Here is a 21231-nt window from a genome sequence, read left to right as displayed (position 1 = left end):
GTCTTTTTGCGATGTTCAACTGCACACGTTCCCACCGGACGCGCTGGTCAGGCTTTCGCGCGGCAACGTCGTAGTGAATGGGGGCAACGTGACCGAAATCGGGACAAAGGGAATAAAGGTGTTGACGGTTAGCCCTGTGTAGCTGACCGTGACGAGCGAGCAACTGCTCGTGTCGCAACCCGACGGCGTGTACGCCACCTGGATATTGGCCGTGGCGAGTTGTGGCATGAGGCTGATCATCTTGCTCTGCACCGCGCTCGCGCCCACATCGCAGACGACCGCTACGCGTGCCCCCAATCGCGCCGCTTCCGCAGCGGTATTCCAATAGAAGAGAATGCGCGCGAACTCCATCAGGCCGATCAGCAAGGTAATGAACAAGGCCGACACAATGGCGAATTCGACGGCGGCCGCACCGCGCTGGGGGTCGCGCCGACAGGATAGGCGAGGGGGCTTCATAGCACTTGCCTCATGACGGTCTTGATATCGCCGAACGTCAGACCGGAGAAGTTCAGGATCGCCTGGATCGGCGAGTACTGATATCCCGAAATTTTGACCGACACCAGATTGATGGTGCCGACCGACGTGCCCGCGTTGCTGTTGTTGGTGGCGTCGTACACCATGTAATTGGCGTAGGTCAGGTCCTGGCAGCTTGGCGCGGTGGTGCTGCTGCGATCGCAGACGACGACGTTCGATGTCGTCAGATTGCCGATCAGCGGCGTTCCGGTGCAGCCGGTATTGCCGTACACGGCCAGGCATTTGGCCCCTGCGAGGGGGTAGTTCGGGTCTATCGGCGAGAACTCGGACAGATAGCGCGTGGCGTTGCGAACCGATTTCGTCAAGGTGTCGTACTGGTAGATGGCGTGTCCCATCTCGACCATCCCGCCGAACAGCCCGAGCAGCACGGGCAGCACGAGACCGAACTCCACCGCGACCACACCGCGCTGATTTCCGTGACGATGACGCAGGGGTGTCATGGTCGCCTCCTATTGCACGAGAACCGGCACCAGCGGCCCGACCGCGCCGACCGACCCAGGCGTGCCTTGCGTCGCGCACGGGCTGCCGACATCGCCCGCTTTGCCGCGGTACTCGAGATGGACCGAGTCGATGTCGCCGCCCTGTTGCATCGGATCGAGCATCAGCACGCAGGCCCAGCCTGTGAGCGTGAATATGGCACCGCCGCTGCCGGTCCCAGGGTTCGAGCAGTCGACCATCGGCGCTATCGGCAACCGCCGATCCGCGCCCGCCTGATAGACCGACTTCGCCGCGGCGGTTCCTTTGGTCTTCAGCCCGGTGGCCGTATCGCCCTGATACGCCGCGTTGTTTTTGCGCTGTGTCACGAAATCGCTGTAGGCGTTCGCCTGCGCGCTCCACGTCTTGGCGTCATAGGCGAAGCCTGTGAAGTCCGTGGTGGACGTGCCATCGTTGGGCGGTGTCCCGCCCTGGTAGATGCCGAAGCGCGTGTTGTAGGCGGTATCGAGCGACGCCTTGTTGCCCGCGGTGCCGACCGTGGTGCCCACCACGGGCAGGTTGCATTGCCCCGACCCCGTGAGTTCGCCCGAGAGCGACGGCGTGCCGCTGTTACCGCTGCCGGTCAGGTTCGCCCAGCCGAAATCGCCGCCCGCATAAGTCCCGGTGGAGCTGTCGCCCTTGCCCACCAGCCATTGGCCGATGCTGTAGCTGCTTGCCGGCGAGAATTTCGACGGATCGCAAACGAAGACGGGGATCGCACATGTCGTCTGCGCCGAGGTCGTGGTGGCCACGGCGCGTGCCGACACAGAACCGGGGCCGATGCTGACACCCGGCAGCACGTTGAGCACCTCGATGAGCCAGTTGGCGATGCCGCTCATCGAGGTGGTGCATTGCACGTACTTGATACTGGCCAACGATCCGGTCACGCTGCCCTTGTCGACATAGGCGCCGGTCGCCGTCGTGCTGTACGTCACGCTGCTATCTACCGTCATGGTCACGGGGGTCGACTGGAACAGGGCGGTATTGATATGCCCGGCGGCGATGCCGGCGGCTTCGGACACTGACAGCGGGGTTGCGCCGGTCAGGTCTCGCGCGGCCGACAGCGCGCACGCATCGGCGCTGTTTTGCAGTTCGCTGCGTGTGACATAGAGCTTGCCGAGATCAAGCGCGAGACCGGCGAAACCGATCAGAACCGCCAGCATCAGCCCCACGACAATCGCGATGGCGCCGCCTTCGCGTCGCGGCATCCGACCTCGGGCACGGCGTCGAGTAGGGAGGTTTCGCATGATGAGCAGGCCTCGCTTGAGCGTCAGGGTGATGGAGTGGTGCGCGACGGTCGCGCCTGTCGCGCCCGCCGCACACGCAGCGTTACGAGTGCGTGAAGAACGTGTTACGGACGCGCTACTGACCGGTATCCCCGGACGGCGCCGACATGGGCGAGCCGCCGCTGCTTACTCCGATGACGAACGGGCTGGCCGTTGGCGTTGGCGAGCGCAGCGACTTGTCGTAGTTCTTCATCGCGGCCACGGCAGCACGACCGTCTGTGCCGCGCGCGTCGTCATCCGTCGGCGGCCCGGGATGAATGATCTGGGCGTGCATGACATTTCTCACCGACTCGCCCATATGCGCATCCCAGATCGGCGATGAACTCATGCAGCCGGCAAGCGTGAGGCAAACCGCAGTGCTCGCGCCGATAGCGGCGCAGCGCAACATCATCGTGGTGACTGTTTTCATGATGGTTCCCCAGGATCACGGGTCTCAATGGGTATAAAGCTGGCGCATCGGATCGATCGACGCGGTGCGTTGGGGCGTGCCGACCTCGGGCGCGACGCTCACGTCACTGCGCACGGCGTTCGGCGCCGGCTTGGCCGGGACACTTGATAACGAAGCATCGCGCGCCGCGTTCACCGACGGACTGGCGCCATCGGCGGGCCGGGTGACGGGCGTCGGTTGCAAGCTCGACGGCGGCACGCCCGGTTGCGGCGGCGGTGCGGCGGGCGTGTCTTGTGCCGGGGATTGCGCCGGGGCAGGGGCCTGGACGGGCGCCACTTTGCGACGTCCTTCCATATTGCCGGTGGCGTAGACGTCGATGGCGCTGGGTGTGGTAAAGCTGTCCGTCGGCAATGGCGGGGTTGACGCCGTGCGCAGAGGCTTCACGAGATGCGGCGTGATGATGAACACCAGTTCGGTCAGGTCGTTCTGGAACGACGTGCTGCGCATCAGCGCGCCGAGCACGGGGACTTCGCCGAGACCCGGGAACGCTTTGAGCGCACCGCTCACGTTGTTCTGCAGCAGGCCGCCGATGGCGAACGTCTCGCCGTCGCGCATCTGCACGGTGGTGGATGCGCGGCGTGTCGTAATCAGCGGCAGGATGTTCACGCCGCTGACATTGGTGGACGTGAGCGTTACGCCCGTCGGCGACAGCTCGGAGACTTCCGGTGCCACCTTCAGGTTGATGCGGTCGCCGTCAAGCACGGTCGGCAGGAACCGCAGGGCCACGCCGAACTCTTCTTGCTGAAGCGTGATCGTGGTGGTGCCGTTGGAGCTGCTCTGCGGCACCGGGATGAAAATCTTCCCGCCGGACAGGAAGCTGGCCTCTTGTCCAGACAGCGTCACCAGATTCGGTTCCGCGAGAATCTTCACGAGGTTGTCGGTCTTCTGGGCATCCAGTTGCATATTCAGCGGCAGCCGGTTCGATTTTGACGCCGACAGGAGGGTCCCCGCGCCCGACAGCAGGCTGCTTACGATCCCGCCGGTCCAACTCCCGAAGCCGCCCTGCAGGTTCAGTGCCGACCCCATCTGGTTGATGAGGGTTTTGGAGACCTCCGCGACCTTCACCTCGAGCATGACCTGTTGCGGCGCGTCGACCGACAGCATGTTCAGCACGTTGCCTTCGGTTTTGCCGCGCTTGGCGTACGCCTTCGCGATCTCGACCACCTGCTGGGCGGACGCGGCGCTCGAGACGCGTCCCGCCAACACCAGGTCACCCCCCGCGCTCGTCACGCGGACGTTTCGTTCGTCGGGCATCAACTGTGCGATCGACGACTGCAATCCGCCGGCATCGCTGTTGACGGCGACATTGATCACATCGCAGCCGCCACTGCGTCCCTGCACGATCATGTTGGTCGTGCCGACCGCGAGACCGAGCAGGTACATGGTCTTGGGCGCCACCATCGCGGCCTGTACCACCGTCGGATCGCCGAGCGTGCGGTTGCGCACCGGCTCGTCGAGCTGAAGTATCGTCGACTTCCCGATCGGTACGGTGACGTCGCGTGTGCTCCGCAGATTTCCCGTGCAGTTGGGGCCGCGCACGGTCACGGCCGGTTGCGCTGGGGCCGTCGGCGCCATGCTGATCGTCATCTGCACCGGCCCGCCGGCGGCGACCGGTTTGCCGGGCGAGGATGTCCCGTTGGCAATCACACCGTACTCCGCAGCGGTCTGCGCCCCGGCGTGCGACATCGCGGCGAGCGCGCAACAAGCGACCGCGGCGATGGCCATGCGGCGAGCCTGACTGGTTTTGCGAATGTTTTTCATGATGTTCCCCGGGGTAGCGCGCGTTGGCGCGCAGTTCGGCATTGCCGTGTGACTCGTGACAGCGTTGACAGGCCTGTTGTAATTAGAAGCACTCCACGCCGCCGTGCGCGCCCGACAGCACACCCACGCAGTCGCCCGCGCGGGCTGGCGCGGGCCGCGAAGGCTTGCGTATCACCGCGGCACGCACGGGCTCACGGGCGGCGACTGGCGGTGCCGCCACCGGTTCGTTCAGCAGCGTCATCTTGGTCGCGCCTGTGGTCGCCAATGCCGCGCCGTCGACCTGGTTGCGCAGTACCAGCGACAACGTGCCGACACTTCGCGCGAGGTCGAGCTTTTCGGCCTGCTCGGGCGTGACTTCGAGCGTTACGGCGTTGACGACCTTCGGCGCGGTATCGTCGCGGCTGACTTGCTGTGCCACGGCGAGCACCAGGATCTTCTCCAGCACGATCTTGGAAATGCTCTGATCGGTCGGCCCTTTGCGCTCGGTCTCGCTGGTGTTGACGATGACGTCGACGTAGTTGCCGGGCAGCGCGAAGCCGGCCACGCCGACCACGTCGTTGACTCTCACCGTGATGGCTCGCTTGCCCTCGCCGATGACCGCCGACAGACCGCCCTTGGTCCCCAGCGGGGCGAGCTTCGATTCGAGAATCGGCTCGCCGCGCTGCATGCCGACGCGTGCGACTCGGCCATCGAGCAGCTTCGGATCGTGGAACGCCCCTTGTGGAATGCTGTCGGCGGGCCAGTTGGTCATCTTGATGAGTTCGGTGTTGAGGGGCTGGCCGAGGCTGACGTCGCCGGCGGCTACGGCAACGGAGGTCACCGAAGCCGCGGACTGACGCGACAGCCATTGGGCGGCAAATACCACCGAGGCCAACCCGGCCACGATGGCGATCAGCAACATCGATAACGCCTTCGGGTTTTTCATGATCGTTGCTCCTCAGTGATGATCGAACGGTGTGGCGAAAGGGGCGTCGCCAAGCGAGCGCATGCCATCGTCCTGCCAGCTTCGACGTCCCCGGTGATTCATGTCGAAGTAACGGCGCCATGCATCGTCGAGCAGGTCCGCGGTGACCGTCATCGCGCTTTCCATATAGCGACACTCAGCTTCGACCTGCAGCAGCAAGTCGCGCGGGTAGCAGGCCATCAGCGGCGTGGCCGACATGCCGTGAAGCTTTTGCGTCAGGTAGTCGAAGGCATCGTCCCCAGCGACGAGCCCAAGGCGCCGGCATTCGGCATCGAAGATGCGGCGGTAGGCGTCGGGCTCCATCGCGCCCACGTAAAGCTTGCAGCCCAGCCTGCGCAGGAACGGTTCGTCGCAAAGCTCCCACGGATTGAGGTTCGACGAAAACACGGGCCATACGTCGAACGGCACGATGAAGCGACGTCCGGTGTGGAGCGTATGGACATCGATGTTGCGATCCAGTGGCACGATCCAGCGATTGGCGAGTGCCTGGGGCGGCGCCATCTGCCGGCCGAAGTCATCGATGATGTAGATACCGCCGTTCGCCTTCATGTGCGGGGGCGCCTGATAGAAGCCGGTGGAGGCGTCGTAGCAGACCTCCAGCATGTCGAGCGTCAGCTCGCCGCCCGAGATCACGAGCGGGCGCTCGCACCAGAGCCAGCGGCGGTCCCGCAGGTGCGGCTGACCGGCGATAGTCGCGTCGGCTACTGGAACATGCACGAGCGGATCGAACACCTGGATGACCTCGCCCGACACCGAGATGGCGAAGGGGATCGGCGCCGCGCCTTGAAGCAGCGTGCCCAGGCGCTCGGCCAGATAGGTCTTGCCGCTGCCTGCCGGACCGAACAGCATCAGGGGGCGTCCGGCGTTGAGCGACGACGCGATTTCATCGAGCAAGCGGGCATCCAGCGTTGTGCCCTTGAAAGCTTGTTTGACGAACGTGCGCTTGACCTGCAATTTGCGCACCGAGTGGGCCTTGACGGACGTTACATAGGCGTCGAGCGTCACCGGTGCCGGGCCGACATAGCTGCAAAGGTTCATCGCTTCGCGTGCTCGCGCATGGCCGGCATCGGTCAGCCGAACGTGAACGTCCGCGTCCAGGGCGCCCCGATGGGTGATTTCCATCAGGTGTTCGCGCACGGTGAAGGCGATCAGCTCGTCGAGCACGCTCAGCGGTAGCTTGAGACCGTCCATCAGCGCCAGCAGCGTTGTCTTGCCGCTGACGAAGCAGGATTTGCTGACGAGATCAACGAGAAACGACATGTCGAGTCCCGTATCCGCCACCGACCGGAGCGCGGGCGCGGCGTTGGCGCCTGCCTCGTGGCCGTTCGCAAAATGCGATGGCGTCAATGGCGACATGCCGTCGTTGCCTTGCGGCGTCGTCGAATCGGTTACGCTGTGTTGATCCATGATGCGTACCCCGTGACTGTTTCCGTGGAGTTCAGGCCTGTGCGAACAGGACGCCAATCGTGCCCAGCGCGATCGCCAGTCCGTAAGGAATGGCGCCGACCGATGCGGCAGCCCTCCCTGGAGCCGGCGCGTCGTACCTGCGCGGCCCCCATTGGCCGACGATGGCGCGGGCATTTCTGAACAGTTGCACGGCGTTTCCGTGCAAGAGCGACAAACCGATGCTCCAGACGCCGCCGAGCACGAAGGTGGCGATCGCTACATCGAAGGCCTGATGTGCACCGATCCATGCGCCGACGGCCATCATCAGCTTCACATCGCCGGCGGCCATGCCGCGCAGCAGATAGAACGGCAGGAACATCGCCAATCCAGTCAGCCAGCCAAGCGCCCAAGCGGCGCTCCCGTCAAGCCAACCGTGGACCCAGATCTGCATCGCCAGCGCGGCGAGCCATGCGCTCCCGACCAGGCGATTGGGAATGCGTCGGGATTGCCAGTCGCAGGCGGCGGCCACGACGACCAGCGTCACCGTGCCGAATGCGCTCAGGTTCGGTGCCATGAAAGGGCTGTCGAGCATGATCGTTACCTCGCCTATCGTTCGGAATCCGCGGCTCGCACTTGCGAGGGGAAATATTGCGGGTGACCGGGGGGGAGCGGGGTTCGCTCCTTGAGGCCACCCGCCTTGATATCGGCTCGCTCAACCGTTCGCCGACGTCAGCGCGGAACCAATCTTGCTGAACGTCGAGTTGAGCTGAGTGCCGACGATCGTCACCGAAGCGAGGATCACGACGGCGATCAACGCGGCGATGAGTCCGTACTCCACGGCGGTGACGCCGCTTTCGTCCTGGATGAAACGTTGGCAAAACTTGACGATGGTTTTCATGACAATCTCCTTGCACTTGAGGTGGCGGGATATCCTTCGTTGGCACGATGGATTGGGAATGAAGGGCTGCGGGATGCGTTAGGGCAGCCCTTCGAAAGCAGTGACGTGACGGCACGACCCCGAACAGGGGCGACACCGTGACGTGCTAGACGAGAGGTAGCAGGGACGTGGCGCGTAGCGCGGCAGGGCATCACATGCCGCCGCACGTTGCAAGGCAGGCTCGCCGAAGGCGCAGGGCTTGCGTGCCCGTACGGAAGCCCTCGGCGATCTGCTGACAAGCATGGATCGGGTCCACACATTTTCTAATACCCCTAACGGGCGACCGCATGGCTTGACGACTTCGCCTGCGGCTATTCGCCGGCGCCGCCTCATCCTGCGAGATCCTCATCTCGCTCGGACCGGAGGGGCCTGCCGCGTACGGCTACGATCCTCAACCGGTCCGCCCCGTGATTGAGCGGCACGCCAGGGACTGAGCAAGAGACAGGCCAGCACCCCCCGGGAGGCTGATTCGGCGTGCCTCTCACGGGGGCGTTGCCTCAGCGCAGGGCTGCCAACCCAGGAATGTTTCGCGAAAAATGTTTCAGAACTGAAACATGCAAGCGCAAACCCTGCCGTTTCCACGCCTTATTCGCTAAATCGATGAAACGTGGTTTTTAGCTTTTTTCTAGTGGAAACCCTTTGTTCTCTTCCGGAAAGTAAGGGGGACTACGGGTCGGGAAATCAGCTAAATACATTCACCGATATCTGTATTGAATAAGGGGTATCACTGACAAAAAATGATCCCATTGATCCCATGGATTTTTTTCTTGAAATAACCATGAAATCCAACAGGCAAGCCAATCTTCACGGGATTTAACGTATGACGATGATCTGGATTAGACACTGGTATTCGTTATTTGTTAGACGTTGCTGAGAATCCTTAGACAACCTAAAAGATGGGGTATAGAAAGCTGCAGGAAAATGAAGCAAATTTGAAACGCGCAGTCGTCAATTGACCTAAGCAGAAGATTATTTGGGAGAAACACTGACTTGATATTTGTTTGGGAAGCAGCAAACAATGGTTTTCATAAAGCGCACGACATCCCGAGCCGTCAGCAACGACACTCGCCACGCGCTGCACCGTGGCGATGCACAGTCAAATGAAAAACGAAGCGGCATCGGTTTCACGCAAACGTAGCGTTGAAGTGATCTTTCGGGGATTCAGCATGAAGGCCAGACGCCGGACGGACGTCCATCGTGCGCGCACGGTCATGCGGACCGGCATCGGGTCGTCCGCACGCGGCAGCGGCGCCGCGCCGCCGCATTGGCTCGATGTGCGGCGCTTGAGGCTATACCCTCTCACTGCCCTGATTTGCTACGTCATCCTGGTATTGGGATGGATCGTCCGTCGATCCGTCCTTCATCAACCCGATGTACCGCCGCTCGCCCTCGACTTCCTGCCGTTCTGGAGTGCTTCCTATCTGGGGCTTCACGGGCACGCGCTGGACGCCTATGACGTCATCAAGTTGACGCGGATCGAGACCGTCGTCGAACCGTACATGCGCGACCTGAACGGGATACTGCCGTGGTTGTATCCACCCACCATGCTGCTGTTGGTGCTGCCGCTTGCGTGGTTGCCGTACTGGATGGCGTATGGGGTGTTCGCGATTGCCGCGTTGCTGCTGTTCATTCGTGTCGTGCGTAAGATCGCGCCATGGCCACAGGCGATTTGGCCGATCCTTGGGTTCCCCGGCATTGCGTTGGTCCTCGTCGCCGGGCAAGCCGCCTGCTTCACCGCCGGACTCGCCGGGCTTTCGCTCTGGCTCTTGCGTCGGCACGCCGGGTGGGCTGGGGTTTGTGCGGGCTTGCTGTTCGTGAAGCCGCATCTCGCCATTCTTTTTCCGTTGGCCTTTCTTTGCTGCCACGCCTGGCGCGCGCTCGCGGCATGCCTTGCAACCGTCCTGGCAACCTGGCTGCTCAGCCTCGTGGCGTTCGGTCCGGACACCCTGCTGGCGTTCCTGCACGGTGTACAGGCGGCACAAGGGACGGTTGCCGAAGGGCAAGCGCATCTCTTCAGGATGCCGACCGTTTTCATCATGGTCCGCATGATGCATGCGCCGATATGGGTCGCGTATGCCTTGCATGCCGTGGCGGCGCTAGCGGCGGTCGCGGTCGTCGCGAATGCCTGGCGCAAGCCGTGCGCCTATCCCTTGCGCGCCGCCGCGCTCGTTACCGCCAGCCTGCTGATCAGTCCTTATCTCTATGACTACGACATGGTGTGGCTGGGGCTGGTGATCGCGTGGCTATGTGTTCACGGCGTGACGCATGGCTGGCAGGTTGGCGAACGCGAGTGGTTGGTGGTGCTCTGGCTTGCGCCGTTGCTGGGCCTCGTCGTGGTGGATTTTGTCGGCTTCCAGTTCCTGCCGTTCGTCACGTTGACGACCCTCGTCGGCATCCACCTCAAGATCCGTTCCGGAGCACAGGCAGTCCTTACACGACCGATCGGCGAGGTTGCATCATGAACTGGCTTCGAATCAACGTCTGCGTTGCCTTGGCGGCCGCCATCGGATTGGCCGTGCTGCGGATCGGTATCGTCCCGGGTAGCCTCGTCCTGCCGGCAATGGCCTGCGTGACGCTTGCCGGCGTGTGGCTTGTCTACACGCGTTATCGCCCGGACGAACGGGTTCGCACCGCGTGTTCCCAGGTCATCCTCCTGATCGTCTTCAGTCATGTCGCGGCACTGCTCAGCTATGTCGTGGTCGCGACCGACGCGCCGCTTGTCGATGTCACCCTTGTGAAAATGGATGCCTGGCTGCATTTCGACTGGCCGGCCTGGCACGCGTTTGTGCGTGCCCATCGACCGCTGTCACTGGCGCTCGCGCTCGCCTACGCCAGCGGCATGCTGCAGATCGCTTTCGTGGTGGTGTTCCTCTCGTTGACCGGGCGGTTGGTCGAGGTGCGCGTGTTCTCGACGGCCATGGTGTTGTCTTGTCTGGTGACGATCGCCGTCTCGGGCATCGTGCCGGCGGCCGGCGCTTTCGTTCATTTCGGTGGAGACCCGGCGAAGCTCGCCGATCTGACCCATTTCGACGCGCTTCGACAGCATCGACTCGCGGTCGTCGATCTAGGGCAACTTCAGGGACTGATCTCGATACCGTCCTATCACGCGGTGCTGTCGGTCCTGCTCATCCACGCTGCCCGTGGATCCCGGCGGCTCGCTCGGGTGTTCCTGCCCTTGAACCTGCTGGTGATTGTGTCTGCCATCAGCGAGGGTGGTCACTATCTGGTCGATATTCTCGCCGGCATCGGCGTTGCTGTCCTTGCCATCCTCGTCGCGCGTCGTCTCCTTGGCGTCGTGCCGGAAACCACGATGGCGACGCGTCATGTCATCGCGCGCTCAAGCGGCGCTGTGCCGCCCATCGCCCCTTCGGAACAGGGAGTCCCTCATGTCCAAATCCACGGATAAAAAGCGGATATCGCTCGTCGTGCCGTGCTTCAACGAGAGCGAAGCCATCGACCCGTTCTTCCGAAGCATATTGCCGATTCTGGAGGGCATGACATCGATCGCTTTCGAGATTGTTTTCGTCAACGACGGCAGCCACGACGACACGCTGGAGCGACTTCTAGCCTATCGTAGACGCGACGCTCGCATACGCGTCATCGACCTGACGAGAAACTTCGGCAAGGAAGCCGCGCTCACTGCAGGTATTAGCGAAGCGACCGGCGATGCGGTCATCCCGATCGACGTCGACCTGCAGGACCCGCCGGAGTTGATGGTGCGGATGGTGACGTTGTGGCAGGAGGGCGCCGACGTGGTCCTCGCCAAACGAGCGAACCGCGCTTGCGACCCTTACCTCAAACGGGTCACGGCGGGTATGTATTACCGTGTCCACAACTGGCTTTCCGACGTGAAGTTGCCGGAGAACGTCGGCGACTACCGTTTGATGGACCGCCGGGTGGTGAACGCGCTCAAACGTTTGCCCGAGCGACGCCGGTTCATGAAGGGATTGTTTGCGTGGGTCGGATATCGCACTGCCGTCATCGAGTACGAACGCCTGCCTCGCAGCGCGGGTCAATCGAAGTTCTCGGGATGGCGCTTGTGGAACTTCGCGCTCGAGGGCATCACGAGCTTCAGCACGTGGCCGCTGCGAAGCTGGACCTACGCGGGGCTTTCCATTGCACTCATCGCCTTTTTGTATGGATCGTTCATCATTGTGCGCACCTTCATCCTCGGTATCGATGTGCCGGGCTATGCGTCGTTACTGAGCGTGCTCCTGTTCATGGGGGGCATCCAACTGATCGGCATCGGTGTCGTGGGCGAATACGTGGGCCGTATTTACGACGAATCCAAAGGACGGCCGGTGTACCTGGTGCGGCACCGGTATCAGGGCAGTGGCAAGGTGAGTCAGCTTCCCACGCAGGCGCTGCCGCGCGCTCGCCAAGCCACGACACGCCTGCGTGAACATCGGTCGCACACGGTCGCCGCGAGGCATTGGGGCACGCACTGAGCGTTTAGCGATACGTCCAGTGGCGATGCATCAGGTACGTGACGGGTGGCACTGTCGCTACGACCGTGGCAATGCCGAGCCATGCTGCGCCCCCCATTGCGGCCACGGTGTGGGCAATCGCCGTGGTCATGCTCAGCCCGACCAGTGACACCAACGCAAAGCGGACGACGTTGGCGTGATCGATACGCGAGGAGAAGCTCCACAACGTGTTGAGCAAATAGGAGCAGATCGTAGCGGTGCAGAACGCGGCGGCGTTCGCGTACGTCGGTCCCACCGGCGTCGTCGCGAGCAACGTCGCCGCAGTCGCCACGTGCACGCCGGTCGATGCGACGCCCGACATCCCGAATCGAACGAAACGCCCCTGCATCACCGGGATCATGGGCTAGGGATTCGCGCGCAGCACGGCCAGCAGCGACACGCCGAACGGCAGGTCGACGTAAGGCAGGACCCAACGCTCCGCACTGAAAATCCGGTAGAGCGAGGTGTTGAGCCACGAGGCGGGGAGGTTGGTGCCGGACGCCATCTTGGCGTGAAGGAGCCGATCTTTCATGCGCGCGACGACCGCCAGGGGGAACAGGGCGGTGTTGAAGTAGGTCACGCGCTCGATGGCGAGCCCGGCGGATTCAACGGTCTTTCTCAACGTCTGCCGGCTGTAGCGCCGATGATGGTGCAGCATCACGTCATGCTGGCTCCACATCCATGCGTTCGCGGGCACGGAAACCAGGACGGCGCCGCCCGGCGCGAGGCGATCGCGGACGCATTGCAGCGAAGCGACATCGGGCCCGATGTGTTCCAGGCAGTCGAACAGGCAGACCAGATCGAAGCGGGCGCCCCCGAAGGGCATGTCGTCGGGGCAGTGCCCTTGCCGAATGTCGAAGCGTCCACCGGTCTTTCGACGGGCGATGGCACATGCCTCGGTGTCCATCTCGACAGCATGGACACGCCCGTGGGCGGCAAGCATGTCGAGGTTGCCGCCGGTGCCCGAACCGATTTCCAGAATCGCGGCATTCGCAGGCAAGGACAAGCGACGGATGACATCGCCGAGAATGCTTCTGCGGCCTTGAAACCACCAGTGATGGTCTTCGGTGCCGGCCATATCGAGATAGGCTTCAGGCGACATGGCGCTTTCCCCCGTATGAACGACTGCGTCGCATGTTCGACGCGAGTATGCGATCAGTATAGGCAGGGGAGGCGGGCGAAGCCAGACGTTATCGGGTAATCCTGAGTCCGACACCTCAATCCGACACCTCAAGGATGATCGTGGCACGCCCCGGTGAGCCCTGCTGCAACGGCAGACCAGGCCACCAGTTCATTGCTGCATACTGCTTCAGCGATGCCGCGCCCTTAGCTCTTGTTCAACTCATATTTCATGATCCGGCCGTGACGTCCGTGGATATCGCGCTCAAGGCTATACACGTCACCCTCGAGTCCCGGGCTCTGCGCGTGAATCTCCGCAATCGCCCGCCGATCATCGTCGTCGAGGGAAACATCGAATACCTTGGTGTGCTCGGCAAGGTGATCGCCGCGGCGCACCCCGACGATCGTCGCTGCCACGTTGTCCTGATCCAGCACCCAACGGGTGGCAATGGTTGCGATCGACACGCCGTGCTTCACCGCGATCGTGTCGAGCGTTTGCAGCAGTGCCTGAAATAGATCCCACCCGCCGAAGTCCTCGATGATGAGCTTGTATTTGACCAGCGAGCGGTTCGCGATCTCGTCGGATTCGGCTACCCCGAGCCAGCGCTTCGACAGGAAGCCGCCGGCCACGGTGCCATAGCACAGCAGGCGAATACCATGCTCTCGTGCGTACTTCGCGAATTGTCGTGCCGGCCGCTGATCGAGAAGCGAGTACTGCACTTGCATGCTGACGAGCGAAATTCCGGCCTCAACCAATTCCGAGGTACGCGCGGTGTCGAAATTGGTGGCCGCGAGGTGATCGATCTTGCCAGCCTGCTGCAGATTCTTCAGCCACCCGGCAACTTCCAGATAACGCGGCACCGAATAATCCCACCAGTGAAACTGCACCAGGTCGAGCCGCTCGGCCTGTAGCCGCGCGAGAGAACGGTCAATGATCTGCTCGACCTGCCTGCGGTCGATGCTGGGCAGCAGCGAGAGGTCGGGCACAAACTTGGTATGTACCTTCAGCTTCTGCAGGCTGTCCGCGCCGCGCCGCTGCCGGTAGTCGTGACGGAACGCGCCGATCATTTCTTCGACGCCGGTGTAGATATCCGCGCAATCGAACGCAGTGATGCCCGCATCGTAGTACGCGCCCATGTCGGCGAGTGCACCCAGCCGGTCCACTTCGCCGTGATCGCCGGCCAGTTGCCAGCCGCCCTTGATAAGTCTGGAGATCGAATAGCCGGGCGCGAGCTCGGTAGTTTGAATCTGGGCCATCAGTTTTCCTCGTTGTTCAGCCTGACTGCAGTGGTATCTGCGTGCTTGAAGCCGCGCGTGCCAACCCGTGAAATCCGGAAGCGTGACGGACAGTTCGGATCGGGGCAGGCGACTTCCGCGTCGGTCGACATCCAGTCGCTGGGGGCGGTGCTGCGCTGCTTGGCGGGCAAGAGCGGCAGCAGTGCCGCGAGCGAGTAAATCGAAAAGCCCTGGCCGGGCGGTAGATGCAGCATTTCGCCACGTAGTTCGAAATAGTCGCCGACCTTCGCGCCGCAGTACAGCTTCGCGCCCTCGGGCGCGACCACTTCGACACGCAGGTCGTACAGATTGAATTCGCCGGATGGCGAGTCGGCTTGTGACATGGACTTGGGTTCGACCGATCAGGGGTTGGGGGGCGTTACCGACAGGATGATTTCGGTCGGCGACGACGACGTGTTGCGGTACCGGTGTGGCAGGCGCGCGTCGAACGAAATGCTTTCACCGGCCGCAATCGTGTAGTCAACGCCGTCGATCTGCGCGATCAGGTTGCCGGCGATCACATATACGCATTCCGACGATGGATGGCCGCGCGGCTCGTCAGCGGACATTTCGCCTGGCTGCAGCACCGCGCGCAGCACTTCGAGCTGGCCATTGCCCGGCGTGAGGCGTTCATAGCTGACGCGGCCTTTCGGGGCGGTCAGCATCGAGCGGTTGCCGGGCCGGCTGATCGACACCGACGACACCGTCGCGTCCGAGAAGAGTGATGACACCGATTCACCGAACACGGCCGCGAGACGCCGCATGGTGTCGAGACTGGGGTCGGTGACCGATCGCTCGATCTGACTCAGCAGTGTGGCCGACACTTCTGCCTGCGCCGCGAGTTGCCGCAGCGACATGCCGTGAAGCGTGCGCAGTTCCTTTAGTCGTTCGCCGATCATCTTTTCACCTCAGCGTCGTGCAGTTAAATCGTACTTGTGTGTGCAGTATAGATGCACGATTGTATGGCGTCAATGACATGGGCAGTGTTTCTATTTTTCGTGAAAACGTTATGAAATTAAGGGTAAACATAATAACGATAAACCCGTACTTATTAATTTGCCACTTGAAGTTTGTGCAGCCTAAGTGGACACTTTAGTCGGTGATGTGCAGTGTAACTTTACATGAGGTATGTGATGAATCAGCTTCCGATAACGGCCGTTCCAGCGCGTCGCACTTACCGCTGGCTGTTGGCCGTCCCATTCGTCTGGCAGGCGGCTCTTGCGCCCGCGATCAACAACGTCGCATGGACACCGTTCGGCTTCCCGTTTCCGATGTTGTGGCAGATGGCCGGCATCGTGTTGACTAGCGCGCTCATCGCGGTCGTGTTCCATATCGACCGTGCTCGCGGCATCGAGGAAGAGGAAGCCGCTTTCCTCGCGGCTACATCTGCTGCCCAGGCGGCGGAGGGCGCGCGATGAAACTTACTATCGTCTTGGTGATCCTGCTCGCCACAGTGAGCGGCGCGGTGTGCTATGGGCGTACGACTCGCAAAGGCCACACGATGGCCGACTGGGCCGTCGGCGGCCGCAGCCTCGGCACGGTGATCTTCTGGTTCATGAATGCCGGGGAGGTATACACGACCTTCGCGGTGCTTGGCATCTCGGGCTATGCGTGGGCGCTCGGCGCGCCCGCGTACCTCGCGTTCTGCTCGGTGTCGCTCAGCTACGCACTCGGCTATTGGCTGATGCCGAAGATCTGGCGTGCCGGGCGGGCGCAGCGGCTCATGACTCAGGCGGACTTCTTTGCGAAACGCTATGACGCGCGTTGGCTCGGCATCTTGACCGGTGCGATCGGCATTGCGTCGCTCATCGTCTATGTGCAGATTCAACTCGTCAGTCTCGGTCTGATTGTCCAGTTGACGCTCGACGGCCTCGTCTCGACCCAGGTCGCAACGATTATCGCTGGCATGCTGATGGTGGCCTTCGTGTTCGTCGCAGGGGTGCGCTCGGCGGCGTTCGCGGCTGGCGTAAAAGACGTGCTGATGATCGCGGTCGTGGTGCTGCTGTGCGCGACGATCGCGAGCAAGGTCGGGGCATTGTCGATTGCCGACATCTTCCAGCGCGCGGAGCAGTTGCATCCGGGCATTGGCCGACTGCCCGGACTCGATCCCACTTCGCCGACCTCCGCAGTCTGGCTGCTGACGTCGGCGCTCAACATTGCCTTTGGCAACTGGGTGTTCCCGCATCTGTTCCAGATCTCGTACACGTCGGCGAGCGGCACCGCGATCCGCCGTAACGCGATCTGGCAGCCGCTTTATTCGCTCGCTTACTTCTTCATCATCCTGCTCGGTTTCGCGGCGCTGGTCGCGGGCACGAAACCGCCGGGCAACAACCTGAACGCGGCATTGCTGCAATTCGTCTCCGATCACTATTCGGCGCCCGTCGTCGGCTTTGTCGCCGGCACCGGCTTCCTGCTCGCCCTCGCCCCCGGCGCACTGCTGTTGCTCACGGCCGGCTCGATCTTCACCCGCAACGTGGTTGGACCGTTTCGCGAACGGCTCGACGAGCGCGCGTCGCTACGCCTGTCGCGAGGGTCTCTGGTGGTATTCGCGGCGATCGCGGTGTGGCTGTCGATCAGCCAAAAAGGCTCGCTCGTGAAAATCCTGCTCGACGCCTATTCGGCCATCGGCATGCTCGCGCCCGGTGTGTTCCTCGGTTTCCTTTGGAGGCGCACCACCGCGCTTGGGGTGCTTGCGGGTCTCGTAGCCGGGTTCGTCGCACTGCTCGCGCCGTTCGCCGCGCAGTTTTGGGCCAGCACGGTGCCGCAATGGGAGCCAGGGCTGATCGCGATGGCGATCAATGCCGTGGTGGTCTACGGCGTGAGCCTGCTGACGCCACAACCGTCAGCGCACGCGGTGCAGGTGGCGTTCCCCTCTGCTCGCCTGCCCGCTCAGGCTGTGGATGGGATCAACGCGATGCGACCGTGAGGGCGTGGCGATGCAACGTCCACTGCGCAAACCGGAAGGTGCCCGCGGCCTGACCAAACCCCAGCAAACAGCTATTAACAACACAGAGGAGATTTCCGTGGGAAAGCGCATTCGAAACAACTGTTCTGGAAAAGCCGTGAATCGAACGGCCTTCGGCGCGGCCGTGCTGGCCATGCTGAGCGCGTTGCCCGTGGCCGCCCAGGCGCAAAGCAGCGTTACGCTATACGGCCGCGTGGTGGCCGGCGTCACAATGGTGAACAACGCCGGGCGCGGCCATGTGTGGGAAGGCGATACCTGCGGGCCGCCAGGCTGCAATGAGTGGGGCTTGAAAGGGCGCGAGGACCTGGGCGGCGGCACAGCGGCGATCTTTACGTTGGAGAATGGCTTCAACATACAGAACGGACGTCTGGGGCAGGGCGGCGTGATGTTCGGCCGGCAAGCGTTTGTCGGCCTGACGAATCAGCAATGGGGCACACTGACGCTCGGGCGTCAGTACGATCCGCCGTCCGAAACGGTTGGCTATTTCCCGTCCAGCAACAACTTCGCGACGGGCTACGGCTCCCACTTCGGCGATCTCGACAACCTGAACCAGTCGATCCGCATCAATAACTCGGTCAAGTACGTGAGCCCGACGTGGAGTGGCCTGCGCGTGTCGGGTCTGTACAGCTTGGGAGGCGTTCCAGGCAGTATGTCGACGAACCAGGTACGGTCGCTCGCCGCAATGTACACGCGTGGGCCGTTCGCGTTAGCCGTCGGCTATCTGGACATCCACAACCCCGCGACCTCTCCTGACGGAACCGGTGGCGTGTACGCGTCGAACGGCAATTACGTCGGCTCGCTTGGACGCTATGTCGCATTACAGGACGCGAAGTCGATGAAGTCCTTTACGGCAGGCGGCTCATACGCACTCGGCCGTGCGACGCTGGCGCTGAACTTCGCGCACACCGCGCTCGACCAGAGCCAGTACTTCGTGGCCAACGGCTTTGCGGGCGCGGGCAGCGGCAGTGACTTCACGATGAACAGCTACGAAGCGAGTGTCACCTATCAGTTCACGCCGGCGTTGGTCGGCGGTGCCGCCTACATCTACAACGCGGGCAAAGCAACTTATCAGAACCTCAAGCCGAATTTCCAGCAGGTCAATCTCGGGCTGAGGTATTCGCTGTCAAAGCGCACGAGCCTCTACGGCGTGGCGATTTTCCAAAAGGCGGCCGGGGATGGCATTGCGCCCGTGTTGAACGCGAACGGCCAGGCCGTGGGCCGTACGGCGATCGCAGAGATTCCCGGCGCCGGGGTCGATTCAGGTTCGGCTCGGCAACTGCTGATTTCGGTCGGGATGTACCACTCCTTCTGAGCGAGTGTAGCCGGAGACCATGATCAGACCGTGTTGAGCAGCCGGTGTGCAGCCTGTTCGGCAAAGTCGCGATCATGGTCGCCGACGCACGAATCTCCCACGAAGCGATCTACCACGCGCTATATATTCAAGGTCGCGGCAGTTTGACCAGGGCCTGGGCCAGCGATAATGCTGGCAAAGGAACCGAGGAAATGACGAGGAGAACCCGACGGATGCACTCCGAGGCGTTCAAAGCGAAGGTGGCGCTGGCGCGCCTGTTGTGCCGGGAATGCCATGAAGTGGGTCGCCGTCGCGTGCGCACGCTGATGAAGCGCATGGGCGCCGAGGCGCTGTACCGTGAGTTGAGCACGAGCCGCCGCAACGCATTGCACAAAATCTGGCCGTATCTTCTGCGTGGCGTGAAGATCGAGCGGGCCAACCAGGCGTGGGCACTCGACACGACGTACATTCCGATGGCGCGCGGATTCGCGTATCTAAGCGGTGGTGGACTGGGCGAGCCGCAAGGTACTCTCGCACCGGGTCGCCATCACGCTGGAATCCGTGCACTCCGTCGAAGCGCTGGAAGAAGCGTTCGCCCGTTACGGGCTGCCGGACATCGTGAACACCGATCAGGGTAACCAGTTTACGGCAGGCGCGTTCATCGAGGCTGTGCTGGGCCGAGGCATCCGACTGTCGATGGACGGCAAGGCAAGCTGACGCGATAACGGGTTTGTCGAGCGGGTGCCGCCGGCAGTGTGGCTCATCGGTGCCTCGCAGTACCGCTTGCCGGCGCGACGCCGCGCACCGCTACGTTTTTCTGAGGCGATCAACGTCGATAATTTTAAGCATGGACCTGCGAGATGCAACCCGCGCGGTAACCGCTAGAATTACGGTTTTAGCCCTGAATACGTCCATGTCTTTTGCTTCGCTTGGTCTGATCGATCCGTTGCTGCGTAATGTGCAGGACCTCAATTACCAGACGCCTACACCGGTGCAGGCCAAGGCGATCCCTGCCGTGCTCAGTGGCAAGGACGTCATGGCTGAGGCACAGACCGGCACTGGCAAAACGGCGGGCTTTGCGCTGCCGCTGTTGCAACGACTGGTGCAACACGGCCCGGCGGTGTCGAGCAACCGTGCGCGCGTTCTTGTTCTAGTGCCCACGCGTGAATTGGCTGAACAATTGCTGCAAAGCTTTATCGCTTACGGCAAAGGCCTCGATCTGCGATTTCTGGCGGCCTACGGTGGAGTGAGTCTCAACCCGCAGATGATGAAGTTGCGCAAAGGCGTGGATGTGCTCGTCGCCACGCCGGGTCGTTTGCTCGATCTCAATCGCCAGAATGCAGTGCAGTTTGATCAAGTGCAAACGCTCGTGCTGGATGAAGCCGACCGCATGCTGGATCTGGGCTTTGCGCGCGAACTCAATGCCGTCTTTGCTGCCTTGCCCGCTCAGCGCCAGACGCTGTTGTTTTCCGCCACATTTACCGAAGATATCCGCGCCATGGCGGCGAGCGTTCTGCGCGGTCCGATCAATATCAGCGTCAGCCCGCCCAACGCCACGGCCAGCAAGATCAAGCAGTGGGTGGTGACGGTGGATAAAAAGAACAAGCCGGACCTCTTCATGCACCTTGTGGCTGAGAACCACTGGGATCACGCGCTGGTGTTCGTCAAAACTCGCAATGGGGTGGATTATCTGGCGGCCATGCTGGATGAAGCGGGCTATGCGGTCGACACCATCCACGGAGACAAACCCCAACCCGCGCGCTTGCGTGCGCTGGAGCGCTTCAAGACGGGCGACGTTCAAATGCTGGTAGCCACCGATGTGGCTGCGCGCGGGCTGGATATCGACGACCTGCCGCTGGTGATCAACGTTGATCTGCCGATCGTTGCGCAGGACTATGTACACCGGATTGGCCGTACCGGCCGCGCGGGCGCCAGCGGCGTGGCGGTGTCCCTCGTATGTGCCGATGAAGCGCCGCAACTGGCCGCGATTGAAGCGCTGATCCGGCAAACCCTGCGCCGTGAAGAAGCGCCGGGTTTTGAAGCCGAACACCGTGTGCCGCAAACCAGCGCGACGGGCCAGATCATCAAGAAACCTAAAAAGCCCAAGAAGCCCAAAGTGCCGTTGGCCGGGCCGGTTACGGTGCAGACGCTCAGCAAAAAGCCGCGCACAAAACCCGCCGGCAAACCCGCTACGGGGTCGCGCAAACCCACCGGTAAACTCGCGGGTGGTCGCGGCAACCGCCGGCCCTGATTTCTGCCTTTGCGGCGCAACCCCGGGAAAAATTGCGGGGCACAGGTCACGAACGCCAGTAACCACAACCGATA

Annotated in this window: 22 protein-coding genes; 8 read left to right on the top strand and 14 right to left on the bottom strand. The window is 62.4% G+C overall.

Annotated elements, in window-relative coordinates:
• Nucleotides 1–15: 15 nt before the first annotated feature.
• The 9 genes from BGP02_RS04205 to BGP02_RS04165 form a co-directional block, all read right to left on the bottom strand.
• Complete coding sequence (locus tag BGP02_RS04205; RefSeq protein WP_150564063.1) at nucleotides 16–456, bottom strand: TadE/TadG family type IV pilus assembly protein; 441 nt, start codon at nucleotides 454–456, stop codon at nucleotides 16–18.
• Nucleotides 453–974: a TadE/TadG family type IV pilus assembly protein gene (locus BGP02_RS04200; RefSeq protein WP_130026360.1), complete on the bottom strand. Its 522-nt coding sequence runs from the start codon at nucleotides 972–974 to the stop codon at nucleotides 453–455. Before BGP02_RS04200 ends, BGP02_RS04205 begins: the two co-directional genes overlap by 4 nt.
• Nucleotides 975–983: 9 nt before the next feature.
• Nucleotides 984–2216, bottom strand: a complete 1233-nt coding sequence (locus tag BGP02_RS04195; protein ID WP_286797900.1) for a pilus assembly protein TadG-related protein — start codon at nucleotides 2214–2216, stop codon at nucleotides 984–986.
• 154 nt (nucleotides 2217–2370) lie between these two features.
• Entirely contained in the window at nucleotides 2371–2703 is a 333-nt protein-coding gene (locus BGP02_RS04190; RefSeq protein WP_017233456.1) for a hypothetical protein, read from the bottom strand.
• Nucleotides 2704–2727: 24 nt separating this feature from the next.
• Complete coding sequence (locus tag BGP02_RS04185; protein ID WP_286797897.1) at nucleotides 2728–4503, bottom strand: secretin GspD/PilQ domain-containing protein; 1776 nt, start codon at nucleotides 4501–4503, stop codon at nucleotides 2728–2730.
• An 82-nt stretch (nucleotides 4504–4585) separates the two neighbouring features.
• The gene (gene cpaB, locus BGP02_RS04180; protein WP_017233458.1) at nucleotides 4586–5428 is read right to left on the bottom strand and encodes a Flp pilus assembly protein CpaB; all 843 of its coding nucleotides are present in this window, start codon (nucleotides 5426–5428) and stop codon (nucleotides 4586–4588) included.
• Between the two features lie 12 nt (nucleotides 5429–5440).
• Nucleotides 5441–6874: a DUF8689 domain-containing protein gene (locus BGP02_RS04175; protein WP_268566490.1), complete on the bottom strand. Its 1434-nt coding sequence runs from the start codon at nucleotides 6872–6874 to the stop codon at nucleotides 5441–5443.
• A 31-nt stretch (nucleotides 6875–6905) separates the two neighbouring features.
• Nucleotides 6906–7445, bottom strand: a complete 540-nt coding sequence (locus tag BGP02_RS04170; RefSeq protein ID WP_268566489.1) for an A24 family peptidase — start codon at nucleotides 7443–7445, stop codon at nucleotides 6906–6908.
• A gap of 120 nt (nucleotides 7446–7565) precedes the next feature.
• A complete protein-coding gene (locus tag BGP02_RS04165) occupies nucleotides 7566–7751 on the bottom strand; it encodes a Flp family type IVb pilin (RefSeq protein ID WP_017233461.1) in 186 nt (61 codons plus the stop codon).
• Between the two features lie 1205 nt (nucleotides 7752–8956).
• Here BGP02_RS04165 and BGP02_RS04160 point away from each other — a divergent pair.
• From BGP02_RS04160 to BGP02_RS04150, 3 genes are read left to right on the top strand one after another with little or no spacing between them, the layout of a single operon-like run.
• On the top strand, nucleotides 8957–10252 hold the full coding sequence (locus BGP02_RS04160; protein WP_286797892.1) for a glycosyltransferase family 87 protein: 1296 nt from the start codon (nucleotides 8957–8959) through the stop codon (nucleotides 10250–10252).
• Between the two features lie 29 nt (nucleotides 10253–10281).
• Nucleotides 10282–11196: a phosphatase PAP2 family protein gene (locus BGP02_RS04155; protein ID WP_286797890.1), complete on the top strand. Its 915-nt coding sequence runs from the start codon at nucleotides 10282–10284 to the stop codon at nucleotides 11194–11196.
• Nucleotides 11177–12238 carry a glycosyltransferase family 2 protein gene (locus BGP02_RS04150; RefSeq protein ID WP_017233464.1) on the top strand — a complete coding sequence of 354 codons (1062 nt, stop codon included), beginning with the start codon at nucleotides 11177–11179 and terminating at the stop codon, nucleotides 12236–12238. The genes BGP02_RS04155 and BGP02_RS04150 overlap by 20 nt, the downstream gene beginning before the upstream one ends.
• A gap of 4 nt (nucleotides 12239–12242) precedes the next feature.
• Here the strand turns inward: BGP02_RS04150 and BGP02_RS04145 are convergent, their stop codons facing one another.
• From BGP02_RS04145 to BGP02_RS04125, 5 genes are all read right to left on the bottom strand, one after another.
• Nucleotides 12243–12578, bottom strand: a complete 336-nt coding sequence (locus BGP02_RS04145) for a GtrA family protein (protein ID WP_502688461.1) — start codon at nucleotides 12576–12578, stop codon at nucleotides 12243–12245.
• A gap of 42 nt (nucleotides 12579–12620) precedes the next feature.
• A complete protein-coding gene (locus tag BGP02_RS04140; protein WP_261938372.1) occupies nucleotides 12621–13358 on the bottom strand; it encodes a class I SAM-dependent methyltransferase in 738 nt (245 codons plus the stop codon).
• A gap of 224 nt (nucleotides 13359–13582) precedes the next feature.
• Complete coding sequence (locus BGP02_RS04135) at nucleotides 13583–14632, bottom strand: aldo/keto reductase (protein ID WP_286797885.1); 1050 nt, start codon at nucleotides 14630–14632, stop codon at nucleotides 13583–13585.
• Nucleotides 14632–14994: a TIGR04076 family protein gene (locus BGP02_RS04130; protein WP_286797883.1), complete on the bottom strand. Its 363-nt coding sequence runs from the start codon at nucleotides 14992–14994 to the stop codon at nucleotides 14632–14634. The genes BGP02_RS04135 and BGP02_RS04130 overlap by 1 nt, the downstream gene beginning before the upstream one ends.
• Nucleotides 14995–15012: 18 nt before the next feature.
• A complete protein-coding gene (locus BGP02_RS04125; protein ID WP_286797882.1) occupies nucleotides 15013–15549 on the bottom strand; it encodes a cupin domain-containing protein in 537 nt (178 codons plus the stop codon).
• Nucleotides 15550–15783: 234 nt separating this feature from the next.
• Here BGP02_RS04125 and BGP02_RS04120 point away from each other — a divergent pair, with 234 nt between their 5' ends.
• The 5 genes from BGP02_RS04120 (at nucleotide 15784) to BGP02_RS04100 (ending at nucleotide 21157) form a co-directional block, all read left to right on the top strand.
• Nucleotides 15784–16068: a DUF3311 domain-containing protein gene (locus BGP02_RS04120; protein ID WP_286797880.1), complete on the top strand. Its 285-nt coding sequence runs from the start codon at nucleotides 15784–15786 to the stop codon at nucleotides 16066–16068.
• Nucleotides 16065–17576, top strand: coding sequence for a sodium:solute symporter family protein (locus BGP02_RS04115; protein ID WP_286797878.1), 1512 nt, complete (start codon nucleotides 16065–16067; stop codon nucleotides 17574–17576). Before BGP02_RS04120 ends, BGP02_RS04115 begins: the two co-directional genes overlap by 4 nt.
• Before the next feature lie 136 nt (nucleotides 17577–17712).
• Nucleotides 17713–18927 (top strand): porin, encoded by a 1215-nt coding sequence (locus tag BGP02_RS04110; protein ID WP_286797876.1) that lies wholly within the window; start codon nucleotides 17713–17715, stop codon nucleotides 18925–18927.
• A gap of 480 nt (nucleotides 18928–19407) precedes the next feature.
• Nucleotides 19408–19623, top strand: a complete 216-nt coding sequence (locus tag BGP02_RS04105) for a DDE-type integrase/transposase/recombinase (RefSeq protein WP_286797875.1) — start codon at nucleotides 19408–19410, stop codon at nucleotides 19621–19623.
• Nucleotides 19624–19819: 196 nt separating this feature from the next.
• Nucleotides 19820–21157, top strand: a complete 1338-nt coding sequence (locus tag BGP02_RS04100; RefSeq protein ID WP_286797872.1) for a DEAD/DEAH box helicase — start codon at nucleotides 19820–19822, stop codon at nucleotides 21155–21157.
• Nucleotides 21158–21231 lie beyond the last annotated feature (74 nt).

Origin of the sequence: Pandoraea sp. 64-18, assembly GCF_001899225.1 — a bacterium.
Taxonomy (GTDB): Bacteria; Pseudomonadota; Gammaproteobacteria; order Burkholderiales; family Burkholderiaceae; genus Pandoraea; species Pandoraea cepalis.
The sequence above is the reverse complement of the archived record's forward strand: the minus strand, read 5'-3'. Positions and strand labels throughout refer to the sequence as shown.